At 69.0% G+C, this 21320-nt stretch carries 17 protein-coding genes; 8 read left to right on the top strand and 9 right to left on the bottom strand.

Translation table 11 applies throughout. The features are described from left to right. Positions 1–34: 34 nt before the first annotated feature. Both ASD47_RS28015 and ASD47_RS03595 read right to left on the bottom strand, forming a co-directional pair. Positions 35–2299: a M10 family metallopeptidase C-terminal domain-containing protein gene (locus ASD47_RS28015; protein WP_056751785.1), complete on the bottom strand. Its 2265-nt coding sequence runs from the start codon at positions 2297–2299 to the stop codon at positions 35–37. 126 nt (positions 2300–2425) lie between these two features. Continuing rightward, complete coding sequence (locus ASD47_RS03595) at positions 2426–3412, bottom strand: NAD(P)H-quinone oxidoreductase (protein WP_056751898.1); 987 nt, start codon at positions 3410–3412, stop codon at positions 2426–2428. Positions 3413–3513: 101 nt separating this feature from the next. Between ASD47_RS03595 and ASD47_RS03590 the strand changes: the two genes are divergently transcribed. The 3 genes from ASD47_RS03590 (at position 3514) to ASD47_RS03580 (ending at position 4842) form a co-directional block, all read left to right on the top strand. Then, positions 3514–3720, top strand: coding sequence for a DUF1192 domain-containing protein (locus ASD47_RS03590; RefSeq protein ID WP_056751782.1), 207 nt, complete (start codon positions 3514–3516; stop codon positions 3718–3720). Positions 3721–3907: 187 nt separating this feature from the next. Then, on the top strand, positions 3908–4417 hold the full coding sequence (locus ASD47_RS03585) for a DUF1465 family protein (protein WP_056751781.1): 510 nt from the start codon (positions 3908–3910) through the stop codon (positions 4415–4417). Further along, positions 4414–4842 carry a hypothetical protein gene (locus ASD47_RS03580; protein ID WP_056751780.1) on the top strand — a complete coding sequence of 143 codons (429 nt, stop codon included), beginning with the start codon at positions 4414–4416 and terminating at the stop codon, positions 4840–4842. Before ASD47_RS03585 ends, ASD47_RS03580 begins: the two co-directional genes overlap by 4 nt. 81 nt (positions 4843–4923) lie before the next feature. Here ASD47_RS03580 and rpmE read toward each other — a convergent pair whose 3' ends face one another. After that, positions 4924–5151, bottom strand: a complete 228-nt coding sequence (gene rpmE / locus ASD47_RS03575) for a 50S ribosomal protein L31 (RefSeq protein WP_056751777.1) — start codon at positions 5149–5151, stop codon at positions 4924–4926. Between the two features lie 114 nt (positions 5152–5265). On the opposite strand from rpmE, the gene ASD47_RS03570 reads away from it, so the two are divergent. Further along, positions 5266–7119 carry an ABC transporter transmembrane domain-containing protein gene (locus ASD47_RS03570; RefSeq protein ID WP_162251614.1) on the top strand — a complete coding sequence of 618 codons (1854 nt, stop codon included), beginning with the start codon at positions 5266–5268 and terminating at the stop codon, positions 7117–7119. A gap of 193 nt (positions 7120–7312) precedes the next feature. Here the strand turns inward: ASD47_RS03570 and ASD47_RS03565 are convergent, their stop codons facing one another. Beyond that, positions 7313–8119: a hypothetical protein gene (locus ASD47_RS03565; protein ID WP_156402096.1), complete on the bottom strand. Its 807-nt coding sequence runs from the start codon at positions 8117–8119 to the stop codon at positions 7313–7315. A gap of 29 nt (positions 8120–8148) precedes the next feature. Continuing rightward, the gene (locus tag ASD47_RS27215) at positions 8149–8892 is read right to left on the bottom strand and encodes a hypothetical protein (RefSeq protein WP_056751772.1); all 744 of its coding nucleotides are present in this window, start codon (positions 8890–8892) and stop codon (positions 8149–8151) included. 188 nt (positions 8893–9080) lie between these two features. Between ASD47_RS27215 and ASD47_RS03555 the strand changes: the two genes are divergently transcribed. Together ASD47_RS03555 and ASD47_RS03550 are read left to right on the top strand one after the other, a co-directional pair. Then, positions 9081–10475: an MFS transporter gene (locus ASD47_RS03555; RefSeq protein ID WP_056751769.1), complete on the top strand. Its 1395-nt coding sequence runs from the start codon at positions 9081–9083 to the stop codon at positions 10473–10475. Between the two features lie 164 nt (positions 10476–10639). After that, on the top strand, positions 10640–12907 hold the full coding sequence (locus ASD47_RS03550) for a PAS domain-containing protein (protein WP_056751766.1): 2268 nt from the start codon (positions 10640–10642) through the stop codon (positions 12905–12907). Positions 12908–12913: 6 nt separating this feature from the next. Here ASD47_RS03550 and ASD47_RS03545 read toward each other — a convergent pair whose 3' ends face one another. The 4 genes from ASD47_RS03545 to ASD47_RS03530 all read right to left on the bottom strand — a co-directional run bounded on the left by ASD47_RS03545 (position 12914) and on the right by ASD47_RS03530 (position 16393). Continuing rightward, positions 12914–13132 (bottom strand): hypothetical protein, encoded by a 219-nt coding sequence (locus tag ASD47_RS03545; RefSeq protein WP_056751763.1) that lies wholly within the window; start codon positions 13130–13132, stop codon positions 12914–12916. A 90-nt stretch (positions 13133–13222) separates the two neighbouring features. Further along, positions 13223–14776, bottom strand: a complete 1554-nt coding sequence (locus ASD47_RS03540; protein WP_056751759.1) for a hypothetical protein — start codon at positions 14774–14776, stop codon at positions 13223–13225. Further along, positions 14773–15483 (bottom strand): ABC transporter ATP-binding protein, encoded by a 711-nt coding sequence (locus tag ASD47_RS03535; protein WP_235525751.1) that lies wholly within the window; start codon positions 15481–15483, stop codon positions 14773–14775. Before ASD47_RS03535 ends, ASD47_RS03540 begins: the two co-directional genes overlap by 4 nt. Positions 15484–15637: 154 nt before the next feature. Beyond that, positions 15638–16393: a DeoR/GlpR family DNA-binding transcription regulator gene (locus tag ASD47_RS03530; RefSeq protein ID WP_056751754.1), complete on the bottom strand. Its 756-nt coding sequence runs from the start codon at positions 16391–16393 to the stop codon at positions 15638–15640. Between the two features lie 223 nt (positions 16394–16616). Here ASD47_RS03530 and ASD47_RS03525 point away from each other — a divergent pair, with 223 nt between their 5' ends. Both ASD47_RS03525 and ASD47_RS03520 read left to right on the top strand, forming a co-directional pair. After that, positions 16617–19388 carry a TonB-dependent receptor gene (locus ASD47_RS03525; RefSeq protein ID WP_056751751.1) on the top strand — a complete coding sequence of 924 codons (2772 nt, stop codon included), beginning with the start codon at positions 16617–16619 and terminating at the stop codon, positions 19386–19388. Between the two features lie 61 nt (positions 19389–19449). Beyond that, on the top strand, positions 19450–21237 hold the full coding sequence (locus ASD47_RS03520) for a phosphocholine-specific phospholipase C (protein ID WP_056751747.1): 1788 nt from the start codon (positions 19450–19452) through the stop codon (positions 21235–21237). Positions 21238–21320: the final 83 nt, after the last annotated feature.

Below are 21320 nucleotides of genomic sequence, written 5' to 3'. Positions count from 1 at the left end.
TCCCGCCAGCCCATCAGCGATCAGCAGGCGGCGATCAGTAGAAGGTGAACAGGTCGCTGGTTAGGTCGGCCACGTGGACATCCAGCAAGGTGACGCCGTTGCCGCCGCCCAGGTCCAGAAAGACTCCGGCCGCCTGTTCCTGGGCGCGGGCCATCAGCGTCGCGAAATCCGTGACGCCCGAGTGATTGGCGTCGCGTTCGATGGCGATGACGTCGTGACCAGCGCCCGCCGGCTGGAAGTCCACGACCAGGTCGCGGCCCGACCCGCTGTCGAAAGCGAACAGGTCGGCGCCGGAGCCGCCGTAGAGCCTGTCGTCGCCGCCCAGGCCCACCAGCCGGTCGTTCCCCCCAAGGGCGTAGATGACATTGCCGCTGTCGTCGCCGTACAGGATGTCCGACTGGTCGGTGGCCACGATGCTCTCGATCGAGATCATGTGGTCGTTGTCGTTGGTCACGCCATTCTTGAGGTCGACGATGATGAAGGCCGGACCGGCGCTGTCGAAGCGCGCTAGGTCGTAGCCGGCGCCGCCGTCCAGCAGGTCAGCGCCGAAGCCGCCGTAGAGGAAGTCGTTGCCGTCTCCGCCGAACAGCTGGTCGGCGCCGCCTAGGCCGTAGAGAACATCATCCGAGGCCAGGCCGTAGATGACGTTCGCCGCGGCGTCGCCCGTCACGATGTCCGCGAAGGTCGAACCGATCACGCCCTCGATCGAGACGTAGGCGTCGCCGGCGGCTTCGCCGGCAAGACCGCGCTGGGCCGACAGATCCACCGACACGCCCGAGGCCGCGGCGTCGTAGCGGACCAGATCGTAGCCGTCGCCGCCGTCCATCAGGTCGGCGCCGCTTCCGGAGTAGAGATGGTCACCGCCCGCGCCGCCGTAGAGGCTGTTGCGACCCGCGCCGGCGAAGAGGGCGTCGTCGCCGGCCTGACCGTAAAGGACATTGTCGCCGGCGTCGCCGACGAGCACGTCGCTGAAGTTCGAGCCGATCACGCCTTCGATCGAAATATAGGTGTCGCCGATCGCGCCGTTCGCGCCCGCGCCCGTCGATAGATTCACCGTCACCGCGGCCGTCGCGTCGTCATAGCGCGCGAGGTCGTAGCCGGTGCCGCCATCGATGAAGTCGCCGCCGGCGCCGCCGTACAGGTGGTCGTTGCCGTCGCCGCCATAGAGCTGGTCCTGGCTGTCGCCGCCGAAGAGGACGTCGTCGCCGGCCAGGCCATAGAGCGCATCGCCGCCAGCCAGACCCTCCAGCCGGTTGGCCAGCGCATTGCCGGTGATGGTGTCGACGCCCGAGCCGCCGAGCGCGTTCTCGATGCCGACGTTCAGGGCGATCGCCACATTGCCGATCAAGCCGCCGACGCTGGAGAAATGCCCGGGTTGCAGGTCGATGACTTGACCGGTGGAATAACCCGAGAAGTTGAATGTATCGACGCCGCCCGCGTCCCAAACGGCGAAGATCAGCGTCGAATCGCTGGCGGTCGCGGCGAACCAGGGGCGGCCGGCGGTCGAACCGAAACCGTAGACGGTGTCGCCCGTACGCGTGGTGATATTGGCGCCGTATTCTTGCTGCGCGGCCGAGATGTCGTCCAACATGGGGGCGGCGGCGTAGGCGCCATGAAAGTTCGCGCCGGTTTCGTCCTCATCGAAGTAGCTCATCACCGTGAACTGCAGCGAGTCCTCGTAGTACTCGGCGTTGGCGGCGTACGTGATCGTGACGCCGTCCTCGGCGTTATAGTCGCCGGGGTGGGCCAGGCCGATGGCGTGGCCGATTTCGTGGACCAACACCAGGCCGCCGTAGCCGCCCTGCACGGGATGGGCGTTGTAGCCGAGCGTGCTGTTCACCCACACGTCGCCCGACGCCGAGGCGAAGCTGGTGTTGCCGGGATAGTTGCCGAACGCGGCGGCCCCCTCCGCGCCGGTGGCGTAGTTGGCGAACAGGATCGAGGCCGAGTTCGAATAGGCCTGTTCGCCGCTGGACCCCGAACCGGTGCGGACGAAGGTGATGTTGGCCACGTCGCTCCAGGACGCCAGCGCCAGTTCCGTCTGGGCGATCTGGGCGGCGTTGAAGCGCGAGAAGCCGCCGGTGTCCTCCGGCATGGTGGCCGGCGCAGTGGAGCGGAAGGCGTAGCTGACCGTCGCGGCCTGGCCGAGGGCCGCGGACCATCCGGGCTCGCCGCGGACCAGGTGCAGGCCGGCCTCCTCGATGGTCAGGCTGGGCTTGCCGTTTGCAGCCACGCCCCCGCGCTGCTCGGCGTTTTCCAAGGCGCCTTGTACCGGATCCTGATCGTTGAAAGCCTGCATCGAGCCCTTCGGGAAACGCTAGGGACGATATCATGTGCCCGTAAGGGGTTTACGAACAGTGGGCGGCTGGTCGCTGGGTTATAACGCCGCGGGATCGGAACGGCCGACTCTTGCTTCCTCCCAGGTCTAGGCCAGCAGCACCACCTTGCCCACGTGTTCGCCGGCTTCGAGGTGGGCGTGGGCGGCGGCGGCCTCTTCCAGCGGAAAGGTGGCGTCGATCACCGGCGCCAGCTTGCCGGCCGCGATCCACGGCCAGACCACGCGCTCGATCTCGGCGGCCAGGCGAGCCTTTTCGTCCGCCGAGCGCGGGCGCAGGGTCGAGCCGGTGATCACCGCGCGCTTCTGCATGATCTTCATCACCGGAACCTCCAGCACCGGCCCGGCCAGGGCGGCGATGTAGACGATGCGGCCGCCGGTGTTCAGGGCCTCGAGGTTGCGGTCGAGATAGCTGGCCCCGACCATGTCCAGCACCACGTCGACCCCGCCGGCCGCCCTGGCGACCTCGGCGAAGTCCTCGGCCTTGGCGTCGACAGCGATGTCGGCGCCCAGGGCCAGGGCCTGGGCCTTCTTGTCGGCGCCGCGGCCGGTGGCGATCACCCGCGCGCCGTGCGCCTTGGCCATGGCGATCGCCGTTGTCCCGATACCGGACGTCCCGCCGTGAATCAGCAGCGTCTCGCCAACCTTGAGCGCGCCATGTTCGAACACGTTGGCGAACACGGTGAACACGGTTTCCGGCAGGGCGGCGGCATGGGCGAAGTCGAATTCTCCTTCGCTGTTGGCGGGGATCGGCAGGGCGTGGCGAGCGTCGACCACGGCGTACTGGGCGTAGCCGCCGCCGCCCAGCAGAGCGCAGACCTTGTCGCCGGCTTTCCAGCGTCCCGCGCCGGTAACGACCTCGCCGGCGACTTCCAGGCCGAGGGTGGCCGGGGCGCCGGGCGGCGGCGGATAGAACCCCAGGCGCTGCAGCAGGTCTGGACGGTTCACCCCCGCGGCCCGCACGCGGATCAGGATCTGACCCGGGCCCGGTCGCGGGCGCTCGACAATCCCGGGACGGAGCGCGTCGGCCGCTCCCTTGCCGCCCTCGACGGCGATGGCGGTCATGGTGTCGGACATCGGGTCGGACATGGGCGGACATCCCGTGAGGCTTGCGTCGCGCCCTTGGTAGGCGTCAGATGGAGGATCGAAAAGGGGTCGAGCAAAGGGAGACCGATCGGATGATCGAAGAACCGGTCGAGCCGCGCGCCTTCCGTGGCGATGCGCTTAACGCCACCACGCACGAGGACCTGGACACCTATGGCGTGGCGGAACTGGAAGAGCGGATCGAGGCGCTGGAAGCGGAAATCGCCCGCACCCGCGCCCAGCTCAGCAAGAAAAAGGCGGGGCGCGACGCGGCCAATGCGCTGTTTGGTCGCCTAGACTAACGATCGGTTTACGCTACAGGCGGAGTCTCGGACCCGCCTGACTCGGATATCGGACTCGGACACGAGCTTGAAACGGACCTGGGGGCGGGGCGGTCGCGAAACGGGACGATCATGTCTGGCACGGGGGTTGCAGTCCTCCTGTCCGGCGGGACCTTCTCGCGGCCTTTCGAAGGGGCATTGAGTAGCTATGACCGAGTTGAACGTGGCCGCGGCCCCCTGGCGTGCTGGCGTGATCCAGGACTTCGCTCGCTCCGAGCTTTTCGACCGGACGTTCGAGGAGGGCATGACGCTGGTCGAGGAGACCGCCGCCTATCTCGACGGGGCCGGACGCCATGACAGCAAGATCCTCTCGCGCAATGCGGCGCTGGCCTACGCCAGCGAAAGCATGCGCCTGACCACGCGGCTGATGCAGGTGGCCTCGTGGCTGCTGGTCCAGCGCGCGGTCAAGGAAGGCGAGATGGCCGCCGAGGCCGCCTGCGCGGAGAACTATCGCCTGGGCCTGGAGGCCGGTGAACCCGCCGCCGTCGAGGACCTGCCCTTCGGCCTGGTCAACCTGCTGCAGCGCTCCGAGCGGCTGTATGAGCGCGTCCGCCACCTGGACAAGCGCATGTATCTTGAAGCCGCCGCCGACGAGGAAGCGCCCCGTCCCGTGCAGGCGCAGTTCGACCGCCTGAGCGCGGCGTTCGGGGTGGCGTGAGGCGACGCGAAGCTGTCTGGCTGCCGGGTTTCAGGATCCTTCTGACCTGCGTCGCGGTGGTTCTTGCCCTGGGCGCCGCCACGTTCAGCCTGACATTCCAGCCCTATGTACTGGTGGTGGCGCACAATCTCACAGGTGCGCCGGTGGATCTTGATCTGGGCATCGAAGGCTCTGCGATCGGGGCCCGCCACGTGGGACGCGGCGGCTGGAGCCTGGGCGTCCTGAAAGTGGGCCCTGACACCGAGGCCTATGTCACTTGCCGCCCTGAGACCGAGCCGTCAGTTCGCACGGAAACGGGGCTCTACGTTACGTCGAGCCTGCAGCAGCTGCTGGTGGCGGACGTGAAACGGTGCGACCAGATCGATATCGACAGCCACGCCGTGATCGACCCGCTGGTCTGGGTGCTGTCCCGACCTCGCGGCTAATCGGCGCCCGAAACGGAAAAGGCCGGCCCGCGAACGCGGAACCGGCCTTTCGTCGCCCTTACGGCGAGAAGCGTGAGACGCTTACTTCTTGGCGGTGAAGCCGGCGAACTTGGCGTTGAAGCGCGAGACGCGGCCGCCGCGGTCGAGCATCTGGCTGTTGCCGCCGGTCCAGGCCGGGTGCACGCGCGGATCGATGTCCAGCGCCAGGGTCGCGCCTTCTTTCCCGTAGGTCGAACGGGTCTGATAGGTGGTCCCGTCGGTCAGGGTGACGGTGATGAAGTGGTAGTCGGGGTGAATGTCTTGTTTCATCGGGCGATCCAACCGACTTGAGGCGGCGTGTAATGTGAGCGGGCGCCAAACCTTGCGGGTGGCTCTCGGAGACGCGCGGCTATAAAGAAAGCGCGCGATTTTGGCAAGGGTCAGTTGATGAGCGACGTGAACGCGGGCGAGATTTCGGCCGAAGGCAGGCCGAGCGCGGGCGCGGAGCTGGTGCAGAGCCTGGCCGAGGCGGCCAACCGCCGGCCGCGCCGCAAGGATGTCCGCCCGCTGGCCCACCTGCTGCCGTTCGTGCGCCGCCACATCGGCGACGCCCTGGCCGCCGGCTTCTTCCTGCTGTTCTCGACCAGCGCCACCCTGGGCCTGACGGCGGCCTTCAAGGGCGTGATCGACAAGGGTTTCGCCAAGGGTTCCGGCGACGCCGTCAACACCGCCTTCCTCGGCCTGGGCGCGGTGGCCCTGGTGCTGGCCGTGGCGACGGCGCTGCGCTTCTTCTTCGTCACCCGGCTGGGCGAGCGGGTGGTCGCCGACCTGCGCCGGGCGCTGTACGGCCACACCCTGACCCTGGATCCAGCCTTCTTCCTGAAGACCCGCACGGGCGAGGTGCTGTCGCGGATGACCACCGACATCACCATTGTCGAGACCCTGGTGGGGACCTCGGCCTCGGTGGCGCTGCGCAACACGCTCAGCCTGATCGGCGGCCTGGGCTACATGGCCGTGGTCAGCCCCAAGCTGGCCGGCTTCATCGTGCTGATGGTGCCCGTGATCCTGGCGCCGATGTTCCTGCTGGGCCGCAATGTGCGCAAGCTGTCGGTCGCCGCCCAGGACCGGTTCGCCGATGCGGTCGGCTACGCCGGCGAGAGCCTCGACGCTCTGGACACCGTCCAGGCCTTCGGGCGCGAGGCGGCGGCCGACACCCGTTTCGGCGGCGCCGTCGAGGCGGCCTACAAGGCCTCGGTCCGCCGGATCAGCGCCCGGGCGGGCATGACCGCCGTGGTCATCGTCCTGGCGTTCGGCGGCATCACCCTGCTGCTGTGGACCGGCGCGCACCTGGTTCTGTCCGGCGAGATGACGCCGGGCACCCTGGCCCAGTTCGCCCTGCTGGCGATCATGGCCGCCGGCTCGGTCGGGGCCCTGGGCGAGGTCTGGGGCGACGTCCAGAAGGCGGCCGGGGCCATGGAGCGGATCTCCGACCTGCTCAATTCCGAACCGGGCATCGCGGCGCCGGATCAGCCCCGCACGCTGCCTACGCCGGCCCGGGGCGCCATCGCCTTCGAGGGCGTGACTTTCGCCTATCCCGGACGGCCCGACCTGCCGGCCCTGAAGGGCTTCGACCTAGTGGTCAGGCCGGGCGAGACCGTGGCCCTGGTCGGTCCGTCCGGTGCGGGCAAGAGCACGGTGCTGCGGCTGCTGCTGCGCTTCTACGATCCGCAGGCCGGCGTGGTGACGCTGGACGGTGTCGACCTGCGGGCCGCCGACCCCGCCGAGGTGCGCGACCGCATGGCCCTGGTGGCCCAGGACAGTCCGCTGTTCTCCGGTTCGGCCCTGGACAACATCCGCTTCGGCCGCGAGGACGCCACGGAGGAGGAGGCGCGCGCCGCCGCCGACGCGGCCCAGGCCACACCCTTCATCAACGCTTTGCCGCAGGGCTTCGACACGCCCGTCGGCGAGCGGGCCAAAACCCTGTCGGGCGGCCAGCGCCAGCGCCTGGCCATTGCCCGCGCCCTGGTCCGCAACGCGCCGATCCTGCTGCTGGACGAGGCCACCAGCGCCCTGGACGCCGAGAACGAGCGCCTGGTCCAGAAGGCCCTGCACGACGCCATGAGCGAGCGCACCACCCTGGTCATCGCCCACCGCCTGGCCACCGTGCTCAAGGCCGACCGCATTGTGGTCATGGAGGACGGGCGCGTGGTGGAGCAGGGCACCCACGCCGAACTCTCGGCCCAGGGCGGGCTCTACGCCAAGCTGGCCCGGCTGCAGTTCGGGGTGGAAGCGGCTTAGAGCGCATTAGAACGCGTGAGCGGTTTCACCGACGACGCGCTCCAAATGTTTGACTAGAGCCTTTTTAGACGCCTCAACCTGGTCAGGCTAAAAGGCTCTAGTCCGGGTCACGACGACGCCAGGCGCAACAGGCCTTCCGCGCGGGCGACCGGTCGCCGTCGGGAGGGCGAGCAATGCGGCGGTCCTTGCGCCGCTATTGGAACCATTGTGAATGACGCCAGCTGAAACTCAGCAGCGTGGTCGTCAGCGGGGTTTCTCGCAGCGTCAGTGCAATCTGGCCGGAGGGCGTGTCGAGCGACGGAAAGTAGGTCACGCCTTCCACGGGCAGGGTCGAGGTCAGAACCGGCTTGACCGGCCCGGTATTGAGAGCGTCGCGCTGGCTGAAGCTGGCGACCGTCCAACGGTCGCCGTCACGCCACAGGCCTAGATAGTCGCTGACCAAGGCTTGGGCTTCCCTGCGGTAGCCGACCCGTGTCGCCATCAGGAACTGGCCGCCGTTTTGGGGCGGGGGTCCTGCCAGGGCCACGGGCTTGAGCAAGTCGGCCGGTTCCCGCGATGTAATCGATCCGTCCTTGCCGAAGTCGAACCCTTCGCCGCTTTCCAGAACCGCGGTGTTGACCAGGAACGCCTTGACGGTCTTGGCGCATGGCCCCGTCACCCGCCTGTTTTCGACCAGCCGATGGCTGTCGGTCGCCACTTGCGGACTCCAGGCGATCACGCGGTCGACCTCCGCCTCGCCCGGTTTTACGGACAGGGCGGCCAGCCGCTGACCGGCGGGCGCGCAGGCCGGGCCGCGGCCCGGCATATCGGTCGGCGGCCCGGCGACGGCCGTCGAGGTGCAAGCGCTCAAAAAAAGACCAAGGCTCGAGAGGCCCGTCAAAAGCAGGCATGTCTTCATAATATGACCTCGGGTACTGGAGCATTCCCCGACCCGATTGCGTCGGGCCGAGGCTTTTGCTCCTTGGTTTAAAGCATTTTCCAGCGACGAACCGGCGTCCACTCGCCGGAAAATGCCCTAGACTCGCGCCGTTATTGGAAGGTGAGCGGGGCTCCGCTGTAGCCGCCGCCCGGATTCGCCATCACCACGCCCCCCGAACCCGCCACGAGCGCCTGGGCGATGTCGTTGGCGACCCGTTCATTGGCGTCATTCTCGGCTTGCGAAACCGTGCCGTCGTGGTTGGCGTCGATGTTGGAGTTGCTGTCGCGGCCCGCCTGCGTCATGTGCCCGAGCTCGTGCATGGCCAGATAGTCCATGCCGCCGGCCAAGTTGTTATAGGCTGTCAGGATGTCGATATTGTAGCCTACCACCGGATCGCCGTTATTGTAGTTCGCTTCACCGCGCATGCTTTGGTTGGGATAGTTGGTTCCGACCTCGTTGATCTGGAAATCGGTTTTCGACCAAGTATCCTTCAGGTCGGCGCCAGTGACGATATGGCCATTGGGAAGCGTAATCTGCGCAGTGTCCGACAGGCTGTCGATGTAGGCGGTTTCCTTGGCGATCGATACTTTAAGATTATCGACAGCCGCTTGTTCGGCGGGGGTCAACGGCCGGCTGAAGTTGACCTGAACGTCGATGGAGGCTTGGTCGGCCGAGGGATCGGATCCGCCGCCGCCGCCGCCGTCATAGCCTCCGTCGTACCCCCCGTCGTAGCCGCCATCCCACCAACCATCCCAGCCGCCGTCTCCGCCGCCGTCGCCGATGACGGTGATTCCGTCGACGGTGTCCGTGCCGCCGGTGATCAGTTCCATCTCTTCAAGCGTCAGTTCACGCATGTCCCGATTGCTCCCCTGGGGCGTTTCGACAATGCAATCTGAGATTGGCCGCGCGGTTTTGACCAGCGATCATCTGCAGCGTTGGCATGACGATTGTGTGATCTGAGGTTGTGTCCTGTCGAGCGTGCGGCGGCGATCCTTCATCCTTCGAGGTGACATTCCGCCGCGGCGTCGGCGAAACTGCGACCATGACCCCTGTCCGAGTCGCGTCCCCCGCCCGTCCCGCTGGCCTGCCGCTGATCCTGGTCGCCGCCAGCTTCGGCTTCACGATCGTCCAGCTGGACGTGACCATCGTCAACGTGGCGCTGGACGCCATCGGCCGCGAGTTCGGGGCGCCGACCGCCAGCCTGCAATGGGTGGTCGACGCCTATACCCTGCTGCTGGCGGCGTTGCTGCTGTCGGCCGGGGCGCTGGGCGACCGGTTCGGGCCGCGCCGGGCCTTCCTGACGGGACTTCTGTTGTTCGCGGTGTCGTCGGCGGCCTGCGGCCTGGCCCGGGACGCGCTGCAACTGGTCCTGGCCCGGGCGATCCAGGGGGCGGCCGCCGCCCTGCTGGTGCCGCCGTCCCTGGCCCTGATCGCCCATGCGGCGGCCGGCGACGACCGGGCGCGGGCCTGGGCCGTCGGCTGGTGGACGGCGGCGGGCGGCGTGTCGATCGCTGCTGGGCCGGTGATCGGCGGCCTGCTGATCGGCGCCCTGGGCTGGCGCTGGGTGTTCCTGGTCAACCTGCCGCTCTGCCTGCTGGGCGCGGCCCTGACCCTGGCCTTCGTGCCCGAGGTCCCGCCGCGCGAAAAGCGGCCGCTGGACCTGCCTGGCCAGGCCCTGGGCTTCGTCGCCCTGGCCTGCCTGGTGGGAGCGGTGATCGAGGGCGGCCATCGCGGCTGGGGTGATCTCCTGGTGGCCAGCGCCCTGGTCGCCGGCATGGCGGCGGCGGCGGCCTTCCTGTGGGTGGAGATCCGCAGCCCGCACCCCGCCGTGCCGCTGGCGGTGTTCCGGAGCCGCATGGTCTGGTCTGCGGTGGTGATCGGGGTCGGCGTCAACTTCACCTATTACGGCGTGATTTTCGTGTTGGGTCTCTTCCTGCAGCGCTCAGCGGGGTACGACGTCGTGCAGGCGGGCCTGGCCTTCCTGCCCCTGACGGCGACCTTCATCGTCTCCAACCTGCTGAGCGGGCGGGTCGCCCACCGGTTCGGTCCGGCGCGGACCATGGCCGGCGGCGTGCTGGTGGCCGCGATCGGCTACGCCCTGACCAGCCGGCTGTCGCCGTCCACGCCCTACGGGCTGATGATCCCGGGCTTCCTGCTGATTCCGGCGGGCATGGGCACGGCGGTGCCCGCCATGACCAGCGCCTTGCTGGCCAACGTCGACCGTCACGTCTCGGGCGCGGCCTCGGGCGTGCTGAACGCCTGTCGCCAGGCCGCGGGCGCGGCTGGTGTTGCGGTGATGGGCGCCCTGGCGACCGGCGGGCCGGACCGGATCGCCGCCGGCTTGCGGACCTCGGGCCTGATCGCCGCGACGGTGCTGCTGGGCGCGGCCTGGGTGGCGTGGCGCAGCGACCGGGCCCCGAGGCCGACTGTCGGCTAGCCGACGGCAACCGGATGAAATCTCGACTGTTTTCGTCATCGGAGGTGGAATCGGCCGCTTTTTCGGCGCGTGGAAGGCCAAGTCGCCGCGCCGTGCTTGAAACCTCGCCGGCCATGAGGTCTGCTGCACCTTGGCCGTTGTCGCGGTCGGGAAGGAACACGGGCATGGTGAACACCCGTGATCGGGGGCTCGTCGTCGGGACGTCCGCGCCGGGCGAAATGCGAGAGCGGATCGACGCGTTCGACTGGGCGGCGACGCCGCTCGGATCACGCGCCGCCTGGTCGCCCAGCCTGAGCTTCGCTGTCGACATGATCGTCGCCAGCCGGTTTCCCAGCGCCCTGCGCTGGGGCCCCGAGCTGGTGCTGATCTATAACGACGCCTATGCGCCGATGCTGGGCGAGCGCCATCCCCGCGTCCTTGGCAAGACCTTCGCCGAGGCCCCGCCCACCTCGGCCGCCGAGTCCGAGGAGCCGGAGCGCGCCGTCCTGGCGGGCGCCAGCGGCGGCGCGATCATCGAGGAGCTGCCGCTCTCGACCACCCATCCGGACGGCTCGGTCAGCGAGGGCTATTTCACCATCCGCCTCAGCCCGATGCCCGACGCGGCCGCGCCCTCGGGTGTCGGCGGGGTGCTGATCGCCCTGACCGATGTCACGCGGAAGGTGCGGACCGAACAGGCGCTGCGGGCCAGCGAGGAGCGCTATCAACTGGCCCTGCAGGCGGCCAGCGGGGTGGGCACCTGGGACTGGGACATCGTCGCCGACAAGGTCTATGCCGACGCCCGTTACGCAGTGTTCCACAATGTCGATCCGGAGCGGGCGGCTCAGGGCGCGCCACTGTCCGAATTCACCAAGGCTCTGCATCCCGACGATTTCGACCGGCTGCTCAGGTCGGGCCGAACCAGCCTGAAGACCACCAGCGAGTTCCTGGAGGAGTACCGGCTGATCCAGGCCGACGGCTCGGTCAAATGGGTGCAGACCCGCGGCCGGGTCGAGCGTGACGCCAAGGGCTGGGCCGTCCGTCATCGCGGGGTAATGGTCGACATCACCGGGCGCAAGCGCACCGAGCAGGCCCTCGAAGCCGCTCAGGCTGACCTGCGCATCGCCGTCGACGCCGCGGGCCTGGGCCGCTGGGACCACAATCCCCAGACCGGCGAGCGCTTCTGGGACAAGCGCTGCCGCGAGATCTACGGCCTGCCGGACGGCGTGATCGAGAACCCGCCCGAGGCCTTCGAACGTCTGGTCCACCCCGACGACCTGCCGGCCCTGATGGACGCCGTGCGGGTCGCCCTGGATCCGGCCAGCGACAATACGATCAACCGCGAATATCGGATCCGGCGCGATCGCGACGGGGCGACCCGCTGGATCGAGACGTTCGGCCGCGCCTTCTTCCACGAAGGCCAGTGCGTGCGCTTCGTCGGCGTGGTTTCCGACGTGACCGAGCGCAAGGAGGCCGAGGCCGACCAGGTGCTGCGCGAGGCGACCATGGCCCTGGCCCTGGACGCCGGCAATGTCGGCACCTGGGACTTCGACGTTCGCAAGCGCCAGTTGCGCTGGTCGGACCGCGGGTACGACATGTTCGGCATCACCCCCGGGGCGGAGGTCGGGCTGGACGACTTCTACGCCGCTATGCACCCCGAGGACCGCGAGGCCACGCGCCAGGCCTTGCTGGCGGCGATGAACCCGGCCCTGCGCGCCGACATCGACGTCGAATATCGCACGATCGGCCGCAACGACGGCCTGGAGCGCTGGATCTCGGCCAAGGGGCGGGGCTTCTTCGACGAGGCGGGCAGGCCGACCCGCGTGGTCGGCGCCACGGTCGACATCACCGAGCGCAAACGGGCCGAGCTGCACCTGCGGCTGCTGGTCAACGAGCTGAACCATCGGGTGAAGAACTCGCTGGCCACGATCCAGGCGATCGCCGCCCAGACCTTCCACGCCGCCCGCTCCCTGCCCCAGGCCCTGGAGGCGTTCTCGGCCCGCATCGTCGCCCTGGCCGAGGCCCACGACCTGCTGACCCGCGAGAACTGGGAAGGCGCCGACCTGCTGGACCTGCTGAACCGGCTGGAGGTGCTGCACGGCGGGCCCGAGCGGTTCGCGATCATCGGCCAGCCGGTGCGGCTGTCGCCGCGGATGGCCCTGTCGCTATCGATGGTGCTGCACGAGCTGGCGACCAACGCCGTCAAGTACGGGGCGCTGTCGACGCCGCAGGGCCAGGTGCGGATCGCCTGGACCGTGGTCCCGGGCCCCGCCCAGCCCCGCCTGGTCCTGACCTGGACCGAGACCGGCGGGCCGCCGGTCCAGCCGCCGACCCGGCGGGGCTTCGGCTCGCGACTGATCGAGCGCGGCCTGGCGGCGGAGCTGTCGGGCGAGGCGCGGATCGACTTCAAACCGGACGGGGTCGTGTGCCGGATCGAGGCGGCGCTGGACGGGTAGGACGGATCAGGAATCGACCGGCGCCGGCGCCTTGGCGGGTACGGGCTTCAGGGCGCCGATCGCGACGGCGACCAGGGCCATCACGGCCACCGGGACCAGGGCCAGCAGCCAGACCAGCACCACCAGGGCCAGTTGCAGCGCGCTGGTCGCCACCACCAAGGCCTTGGATTCCTTGTGGTGTTCTCGGCGGTTGCGGGCGCGGGACGTCGCGGGCGCGGCGGGCATGGTGCTCTCGAATTCTATGTCCCCGACCCGACATAGACCCTAGCCGCGCGCCTTCCCGGCGAAAATCGGGTAAAACCCTGAACAGCCGCTTTACCGTGTTCGGAGGTTCCGGGCGATCTGGGCGTCGCTGCGCCGCAGGCTCAGCAGGGCCGCGCCGGCCAGGCCCAGCGGGATCAGGGCCCAGGGCGAGAAGCCGGCCACGGCGATGCCGGTCGCCCCGGCCAGCAGGGCCGAGACCAGCATCTCGGCGACCGTGGCCATCCATGAAGCCGCGCCGCGCCGCTTGAACTCCGAGCGCTTGCCCGGCCGCTGGTGCCAGATGTTGATCAGGCCGCTGCTCCAGGCCGCCAGGGCGGCGCCGAGGGCCGTCCAGGCTCCGGCGGCGGGCGCGAACCAGGCCAGAACCGCGATCGGCAGGACCAGGAACAGCGCCACCGGAACCAGGGCGGCGACGATCTTGGCGCGGCGCAGGGTGCGGATCCTGGCCGGCGACACGGCCAGGAGGTCAGGCGCCTCCTCGGCCGACAGGGTGATCCAGGCGAGGCTTCCGGCCACCTGTCCGGCCAGGAACGCCACTACCCCGGCCCCGCCGGCCAGGGCCGCACCCGTCCCGTGCGCGGCGTTGCGGCTGAGCAACAGCGCCGTGGGGATCAGATAGAGCACCCGCAGCAGCACCTGCGACAGCAGGGCCGCGTCACGCCCGATCAGCAGCAGCTCCTTGCGCAGAATGGCGAGGAATGGTCCAGCGGCGAAGGCGCGGCGGGCCTTCCTGCCGCCCGCCCGGGCCGGTCGCGCCGCGGTCTTGCCCTGGGTGGCGGCCGCGGCGTCGGAGAACCGCCGGCCCAGGGTCAGGGCGGCCATGGCGAACAGCGCCGCCGACGCGGCCAGCAAGGCCAGCAGCGGCAGGGGTTGGCCCAGCATGGCCCGCAGCGGCAAGCTGATGACCGGCGTCGGATGCAGCCGTCCCTCCTGCGCCTGGCGGGTGATCTCGGCGAACAGGCTGTTGCTCTTCTGCTCGCCCAGGAGGGTGCGGGTCTGGCTGACCAGGAAGAAGGCGGCGCCCACCAGGGCCGCCATCACCTGGGCCACGGTGCGGGTGCGGCGCGGGCCGATCAAGGCGAACAGCGCCATGGCCAGCAGCAGGCCGACGGCGGTGGAAGCCAGGGCCAGGGCCCCGAGCACGCCGAACACCCCGATCCAGCCGGGATGGCCCCAGATCACCGACGGCAGCAGCAGCGGCGTCACCAGGATCAGGAAGATGGTGATCACTCCGCCCGCCACGCCCAGCGAGCGGACGAACAGCACCTTGGCCGGCCCGATCGGCGAGGAGAACAGCAGGTCCAGGTCGCCCCGCTCGTACAGCGCCTCGCTCGACGCGCTCAAGGTTTGAGACAGCATCAGGGTGAAGATCACGGCGCTGGCCAGGGCCGCCAGGCTGATCGAGATCGGGTTGATCGGAATCTGGATGTCGTGCAGCCCCAGGGCCGCCAGAACGCCGGCCGCCAGCAGGATCGTCGCCACGACCAGCAGGCTGACCAAGCCGCGCGAGCCCTTGCCGGCCCGGCCGGCGCGGAAGTTGCGCCAGTACAGCCGCATCTCGTGGGCCAGCAGCCAGGGGATGGAGCCGGGCGCGGCCAGGGTCACGCCCAGGGTCTCGGGGCGTCTCCGCCGGCGTCGCTGGCGGTCAACTGCAGGAAGACGTCCTCCAGGCTGGAGTTTCCCCGGCCTTCGCCTGCCTGGCCGCGCAGGGCGTCCAGCGTGCCCTCGGCCAACAGGCGGCCGCCGGCGATGATGCCGATGCGGTCGGCCATCCGCTCGGCCACCTCCAGGATGTGGGTGGTCAGGATCACCGTGCCGCCGGCGTCGACGCGTTCCTGCAGCATGTCCTTGACCAGGCGGGCGGCGGCGGCGTCCAGGCCGGTCAGCGGCTCGTCCAGGATCAGCAGGCGCGGGTCGTGGATCAGGGCTCCGGCCAGGGCCACCTTCTGCTTCATGCCGCGCGAGAAGCCCTCGCAGCGGGTGCGGGCCTCGGCCGCCAGGCCCAGCTTGGCCAGCAGGTCCTCGGCCCTGGCCTTGGCCGCCTTGGGCTCGACGTTCCAGAGGCCGGCGACGAACTCCAGATATTCCAGCGGCGTCAGCCGGTCATAGACCATGGCCTCGTCCGGGGCCCAGGCGGTGATCGCCTTGGCGGCGGCCGGGTCGGCCCGGGCGTCGATCCCGAAGATGCTGATGGCGCCCTTGTCGGGCTTGGTCAGGCCGGCCACCATCCGCAGGGTGGTGGTCTTGCCCGCCCCGTTCGGTCCCAGCAGGGCGTAGAGCTCGCCGGCATGGACGGTGAGGTCCAGGTCCATGACCGCCGGCCTGGTGAAGGTCTTGTCGAGGCCGCGAACGATCAGAGCTTCGGTCAAGGCGCGGCGTCTCCCCGTGTGGCGCGCGAGGATGTGAACGCGATTGCGGCGACGGTTTCAAGCGGGGCGACGCGAGCGAAGGATCCGTCGGCGACGCTCAGGCCACCACGATCCGCGCGTGGGTGAACGCTTCGGCGTACTCGGGCGTCAGGGGCTGGTCCGTGACCAGCACGTCGACATCGGTCAGGTGGGCCGTCCGGATCAGGCCGTAGCGGTCGAACTTGCTGGCGTCGGCGGCCAGGATCACCGTGCGGGCCTTGCCATAGACGATCCGGTTGGCGGCGGCCTCGCCCGAATGGAAGTCCATCAGTCCCTGGTCGCGGCTGATCGCTCCCACCGACAGCACGGCCAGGGTCGGCGTGAACTGGGCCAGGTAGTCGCAGCTGCGGTGGTCGAAGAAGGCCTTGTACTGGTAGTCGAGCTCGCCGCCCGACAGGAAGACCCTGTTGTCATTGCGGCCGCCCAGTTCGGCGCTCACCGCCACCGAATTGGTGATCACGGTCAGGGACCTGTGCTGGCGCAGGGCCTTGGCGACGTAGTAGCTGGTCGTGCCGCTGTCGATATGGACGATGCCGCCGTCGGGAACCAGGCCGGCGACGGCCCGGGCGATGCGCTGCTTGGCCTCGGCGTTCTCCCGCAGCCGCAGCTCGAACGGCCCCTCCACCGCGCCCAGCGGCAGGCTGACCGCGCCATGGCCCTTGGAGATGGCGCCGCTGGCTTCCAGCACCTTGAGCTCGCGGCGGATGGTCTCCTCGGAAACCTGGAGTTCCTGGGCCAGGTCGCGAACCGCATAGGCGCCGGCCGCCTGGACACGGGCGATGATCGCCTGTTGCCGAACCCGTCGCTTGGTCATGCTTGCTCCCCGAAACTGACGGAGAAATGACGGAGTTGTACGCAACACGTCAAGGCCACGGTGAATCGCGCGCAGATTTCCACGAGTTGTGAGCACAAAATGTGGATATCGCGCGATCTACGCATGTTTCAGTCAGAATTGTCGCAGAACTGACGCGGAGGGTCCCTAAGGAGGGCGCCGACAGACGGACCCGCTGGGGGGCCGCGCCTGAGCTGGTGACACCATGACCCGATCGACCTTCGGCGGTCTCGACGACCCTCGCGCCGATCACGCGCGGCGTTCGCGCGGCGCCTGGCTGGCCGGAAGCGCCGCCGGCGTCCTGCTCCTGGCGACCCTGGGCCCGGCGGCGCACGCGGCGGACCTGAACGACGACGGCGGCGGCGACGTCTCGGCGGTGGTCGTCAACGGCAAGCGCAACGCCAGCGCCGCCCAGCAGGTCGAGGCGATCGGCGCCACCAACGTGCTGTCGGCCGACCAGATCCAGCGCAATCCCGATCAGAACGTGGTCGACGCGCTGGCCCGTCTGCCCGGCGTCTCGGTTTCCCCCACCGACAACATGGGTTCGCCGTCGCAAGGCAACCACCACGGCGTCGACGCCGCGGGACGGGGCGAAGGCTCCTTCGTCAGCCTGCGCGGCCTGAACGGCGCCTACAACGTCAACCTGCTCAACGGCGTCAACGCCGCCCAGGGCATGCCCTACAGCCGCCAGATCGAACTGAGCCTGCTGCCGCCGGTCGGCCTGGACCGGATCGTGGTGTCCAAGACCTCGACCGCCGACATGGACGGCGACGCCATCGGCGGCACGATCGACTTCCGCACCCCGACCGGCCTGGACTTCAAGGACCCGATGACCCGGATCTACGTCCAGGCCGGCCTGGCGCAGTTGCCGTTGCGCTACGGCCTCAAGGGCGGCTCGGGCCTGGCCCAGGCGGAACTGGCGCGTCGGTTCGGCGCCGACAGCCGGTTCGGGATCTACGCCACGGCCTATTACGGCAAGCGCAACTTCGCCTCGACCATGCAGGACTACCAGGCCGGCCAGTGGGAACACGCCATCTCCGACGGCGAGCAGGGCAGCAACCCGGTCGGCATGGACAAGAGCGACAACCTGCTGCTGACCAGCCTCAACGCCCAGTTCACGCGCGGCCAGCAGAGACGCTATGGGGCCATCGCTTCGCTGGACTGGGAGGGCGAACGCACGACGCTCTACGCCCGCGGCAGCTTCGCCCGCTCGAACATCGACCAGGAGGTCTACCAGAAGAGCGTCCAGGCCGACGGCTATTCGGCCGGGGTGCTGCGACCCGACGGCCTGTACCAGAATGCCGAGGACGACGGCGAATATCACTACTGGTTCGAGACCTCGCCGGAGGTGTCGGAGCTGGACTCGTTCCAGCTGGGCGGCCAGTCGAAGTTCGGCCGCCTGACCGTGGACTACAACGCCTTCTACAGCTGGGGCGAGAACTCGGCCCCCGACCACGCCGAGATCACCTACCAGACCGACGCCGACCACGACCTCAACGGCCCGTTCACGGTGACCTATCGCGACCGCTACCCCATTCCGCAGCTGACGCCCGCCCAGCTGGCGCGACTGAACGACAGCCGCCTGTTCCTGGTCGGCGAGGACAGCGGCGAATTCACCAGCTCGCACAGCGAGCAGCGCAAGACCGGCGGCAAGGTCGACTTCCACTACGACGTCGATGGCGACGTGCTGCGCGACCTGGCGTTCGGCGCGAAATATGTCGAGAGCCGCCGGGAGACCAGTTCACGCGACTACAGCGGGCTCAATCCCTATCCGGCGGGCTCGACCCTGGCCGACAGTCCATTGATCGACCGGACGCTGGGCCAGACCATCAAGGGCGTCTACCCCTACGCCCTGCCGATCGGCGACGGCGCGGCCCTGACCGACCTGATGGCCAGGCTGTCCAAGGCCCAGGCCCTGTCGGCCGACGACTTCAACAAGAACACCATGTCGGGCACGGAAAAGGTCTCGTCCGTCTACGTGCTGGCCAATCTCAAGCTCGGCGTCGTCGAGGTGCAGCCGGGCCTGCGCTACGAGCACACCGAGATCCACGACACGTTCTGGAACCAGGTCACCAATCCGGACGACAGCGCCGGGGCTTCGGCCTTCGCCTCCAACCGGACAACATACGATTTCGTGCTGCCCAGCGTGCACGCCAACTACCGTCCCGACGCCGAGACGGTGGTGCGGGCCTCGATCTGGCGCAGCTATGTGCGGCCGGCCTTCTTCCAGCTGGCCGGCGGCCGGCGAACCACGCTCAATCCCGACGGCTCGATCGACATCACCGAGGGCAATCCGAACCTCAAGGCGATCTCGGCGGTCAACTACGACGTCTCGTACGAGCACGCCGGCGCCAGCGGGACCCAGGTCATGGTCGGGCTGTTCCTGAAGGACCTGTCCAACTACCTCTACGATCGCGGCAACACCTACCGCGCCCAGGCCGTGGCCCAGACGGGGATCTCCTCGATCAGCCGCCCCGAGAACGGCGGGGACGCGCGGGTCTACGGCCTTGAGGTGTCCGGACGGCGCCAGTTCACCGAACTGCAAGGCTGGCTGGGCGGCCTAGGCGTCAGCGGCAACCTGACCCTGCAGCGCTCGAAGGTCGACCTGAAGGATCCGGACACCGACAGCGGCATGCGGATGCAGGGCTCGCCGGATCTGCTCTACAACGCTTCGCTGTTCTATGACCGCGACGGCCTGACCGCGAGCCTGGCCTATCGCTATGGAGGTCCGACCCTGGTCAGCTACCGGTTCGGCGACTACGGCGGCGCGGATCTCAACGAGTGGCAGCGCGCCACCCGCACCCTGGACGCCAGCGTCGCCTACCAGTTCCAGAGCGGTCTGAAGCTGACCCTGTCGGCCTCGAACCTGCTCAACGACTACGGCTACTACCGGACGGTCGGCCGCGACAGCGGGACGATCCCGCAACTGGTCTCGTCCGGTCGTAACGCCTTCATATCAGCGGCCTATAGCTTCTGATCCTTTCCTCGCCCGGCCGCTTCGTGCTCCCCCTAGCGAAGCGGCCCAACCGGAGCGTTCCATGCCCTTCACCCGACGCCGTTTCATGAAGACCGCTTCGGGTGCGGCCCTGGGCGCGACGGTGGCCAGCGGCCCCGCCCGGGCGACAGCGTCCGGGCGGGGTTCGATCCAGGACGTCGAGCACGTGGTCATCCTGATGCAGGAGAACCGCTCGTTCGACCACTATTTCGGGGCGCTGCGCGGCGTGCGCGGCTTCGACGATCCACACCCCGTACTGAAGCCGAACGGCGATCCTGTCTGGATGCAGAAGCAGCTGGAAAAGGACGGCGGCGAGACCATCATGCCGTTCCGGCTGAACACGGGCGCCACCGCCGCCCAATGCCTCACCGGCCTCGACCACAGTTGGAAGGGCAGCCACGACCGCTGGAAGAACTACGACGTCTGGATGCCCGAGAAGGGCCCGATGAGCATGGGCCACCTCACGCGTGAGGACATCCCCTACTACTACGCCCTGGCCGACGCCTTCACGATCTGCGACGCCTATCACGCCTCGGTGCATGGACCGACCGGCCCCAACCGCCTGTTCCTGTTTTCGGGAACCAACGGCCTCAGCGTCGGGCAGGTCACGGTCTCGGCCGTCACCAACGACGGCTCGGACGACAACGGCTGCGCCGACATGGCCAAGGACGACCCAGCCTTCCCCGGCTACGCCTGGACGCCCTATGCCGCGCGCCTGGAGGCGGCCGGGATCAGCTGGAAGGTCTACCAGGAGTACGACAACTACAGCGACAACCCGCTGGCCTATTTCCCGATGTACCGCAATCTCGACCGCGGCTCCGTGGCCTACCAGCGGGCCCGGGCCTGGGTGGCGGGCTCGACCAAGGAGAGCGTCCCCGAAACGACGGGCCAGCACCTGGTCGACGCCTTCGCCGCCGACGTCGCGGCCGACACCCTGCCGGCCGTGTCGTGGATCGTTGCGCCGTTCAAGCTGTGCGAGCACCCCGACGCGCCGCCGGCCTATGGCGAGACCCTGACCGCCCGGCTGGTCGCGGTCCTGGGCTCCAATCCTGACGTCTGGAAGAAGACCGTCTTCATCCTGAACTATGACGAGAACGACGGCTTCTTCGACCACGTGCCGCCGCCGATCCCGGCGATCCGGCCGGACTTGGGCGCCAGCACGGTCGACCTGCGTGGCGAGGACTATCACGGCGAACCGGTGGGCCTGGGCTTCCGGGTGCCGATGCTGATCGTCTCGCCTTGGACGCGCGGCGGTTGGGTCAATTCGCAGGTCTTCGACCACACCTCGGTGCTGCGCTTCCTGGAGCGGCGGTTCGGGGTGGCGGAGCCCAATATCGGTCCCTGGCGACGGGCGGTGTGCGGGGACCTGACCTCGGCCTTCGACTTCGACATTTCCGAGGCCCAGCGGCGCGACACCAGCTGGCTGCGGCAGTTGCCCGAGACCGGCGACTTCAGGGCGCGCAGCGACGCCAGCTGTCGCCTGCCCAAGGCGACCTACGCCCAGCCGCCGGCGATGCCGCGCCAGGAGCCCGGCGTCCGGCCGGCCCGGCCGCTGCCCTACGATCTGGAGGTCCAGGCGCACTGGACCGGCGACCAGCTGACCTTGCGGTTTCCCAACCGGGGCGAAGCCGGGGCGGTGTTCACGGTCTACCGCGACGGGGACGGCAACGGTCCGCGCTATTACACGGTCGAGGCCGGCAAAAGCCTGTCGGGCGTGTGGCCGGTGGCGCGATCGGCCGAGACCGAGGGCTTTGCCGTTCATGGCCCGGCCGGCTTCTATCGCGCGTTCCGGGGCGGGCGCGCCGACGCCGGCGCTCGACCCATGGCGTGACGATCCTTTGGAGTTTTGACGCGGCGGAGTTTGGCGCGAACTTTCAATTGACACAACCATGAGCCGCATGTCCCCCTGAGGCG

The sequence above is a fragment of the Caulobacter sp. Root1472 genome, assembly GCF_001426985.1.
GTDB lineage: Bacteria > Pseudomonadota > Alphaproteobacteria > Caulobacterales > Caulobacteraceae > Caulobacter > Caulobacter rhizosphaerae.
The sequence above is the reverse complement of the archived record's forward strand: the minus strand, read 5'-3'. Positions and strand labels throughout refer to the sequence as shown.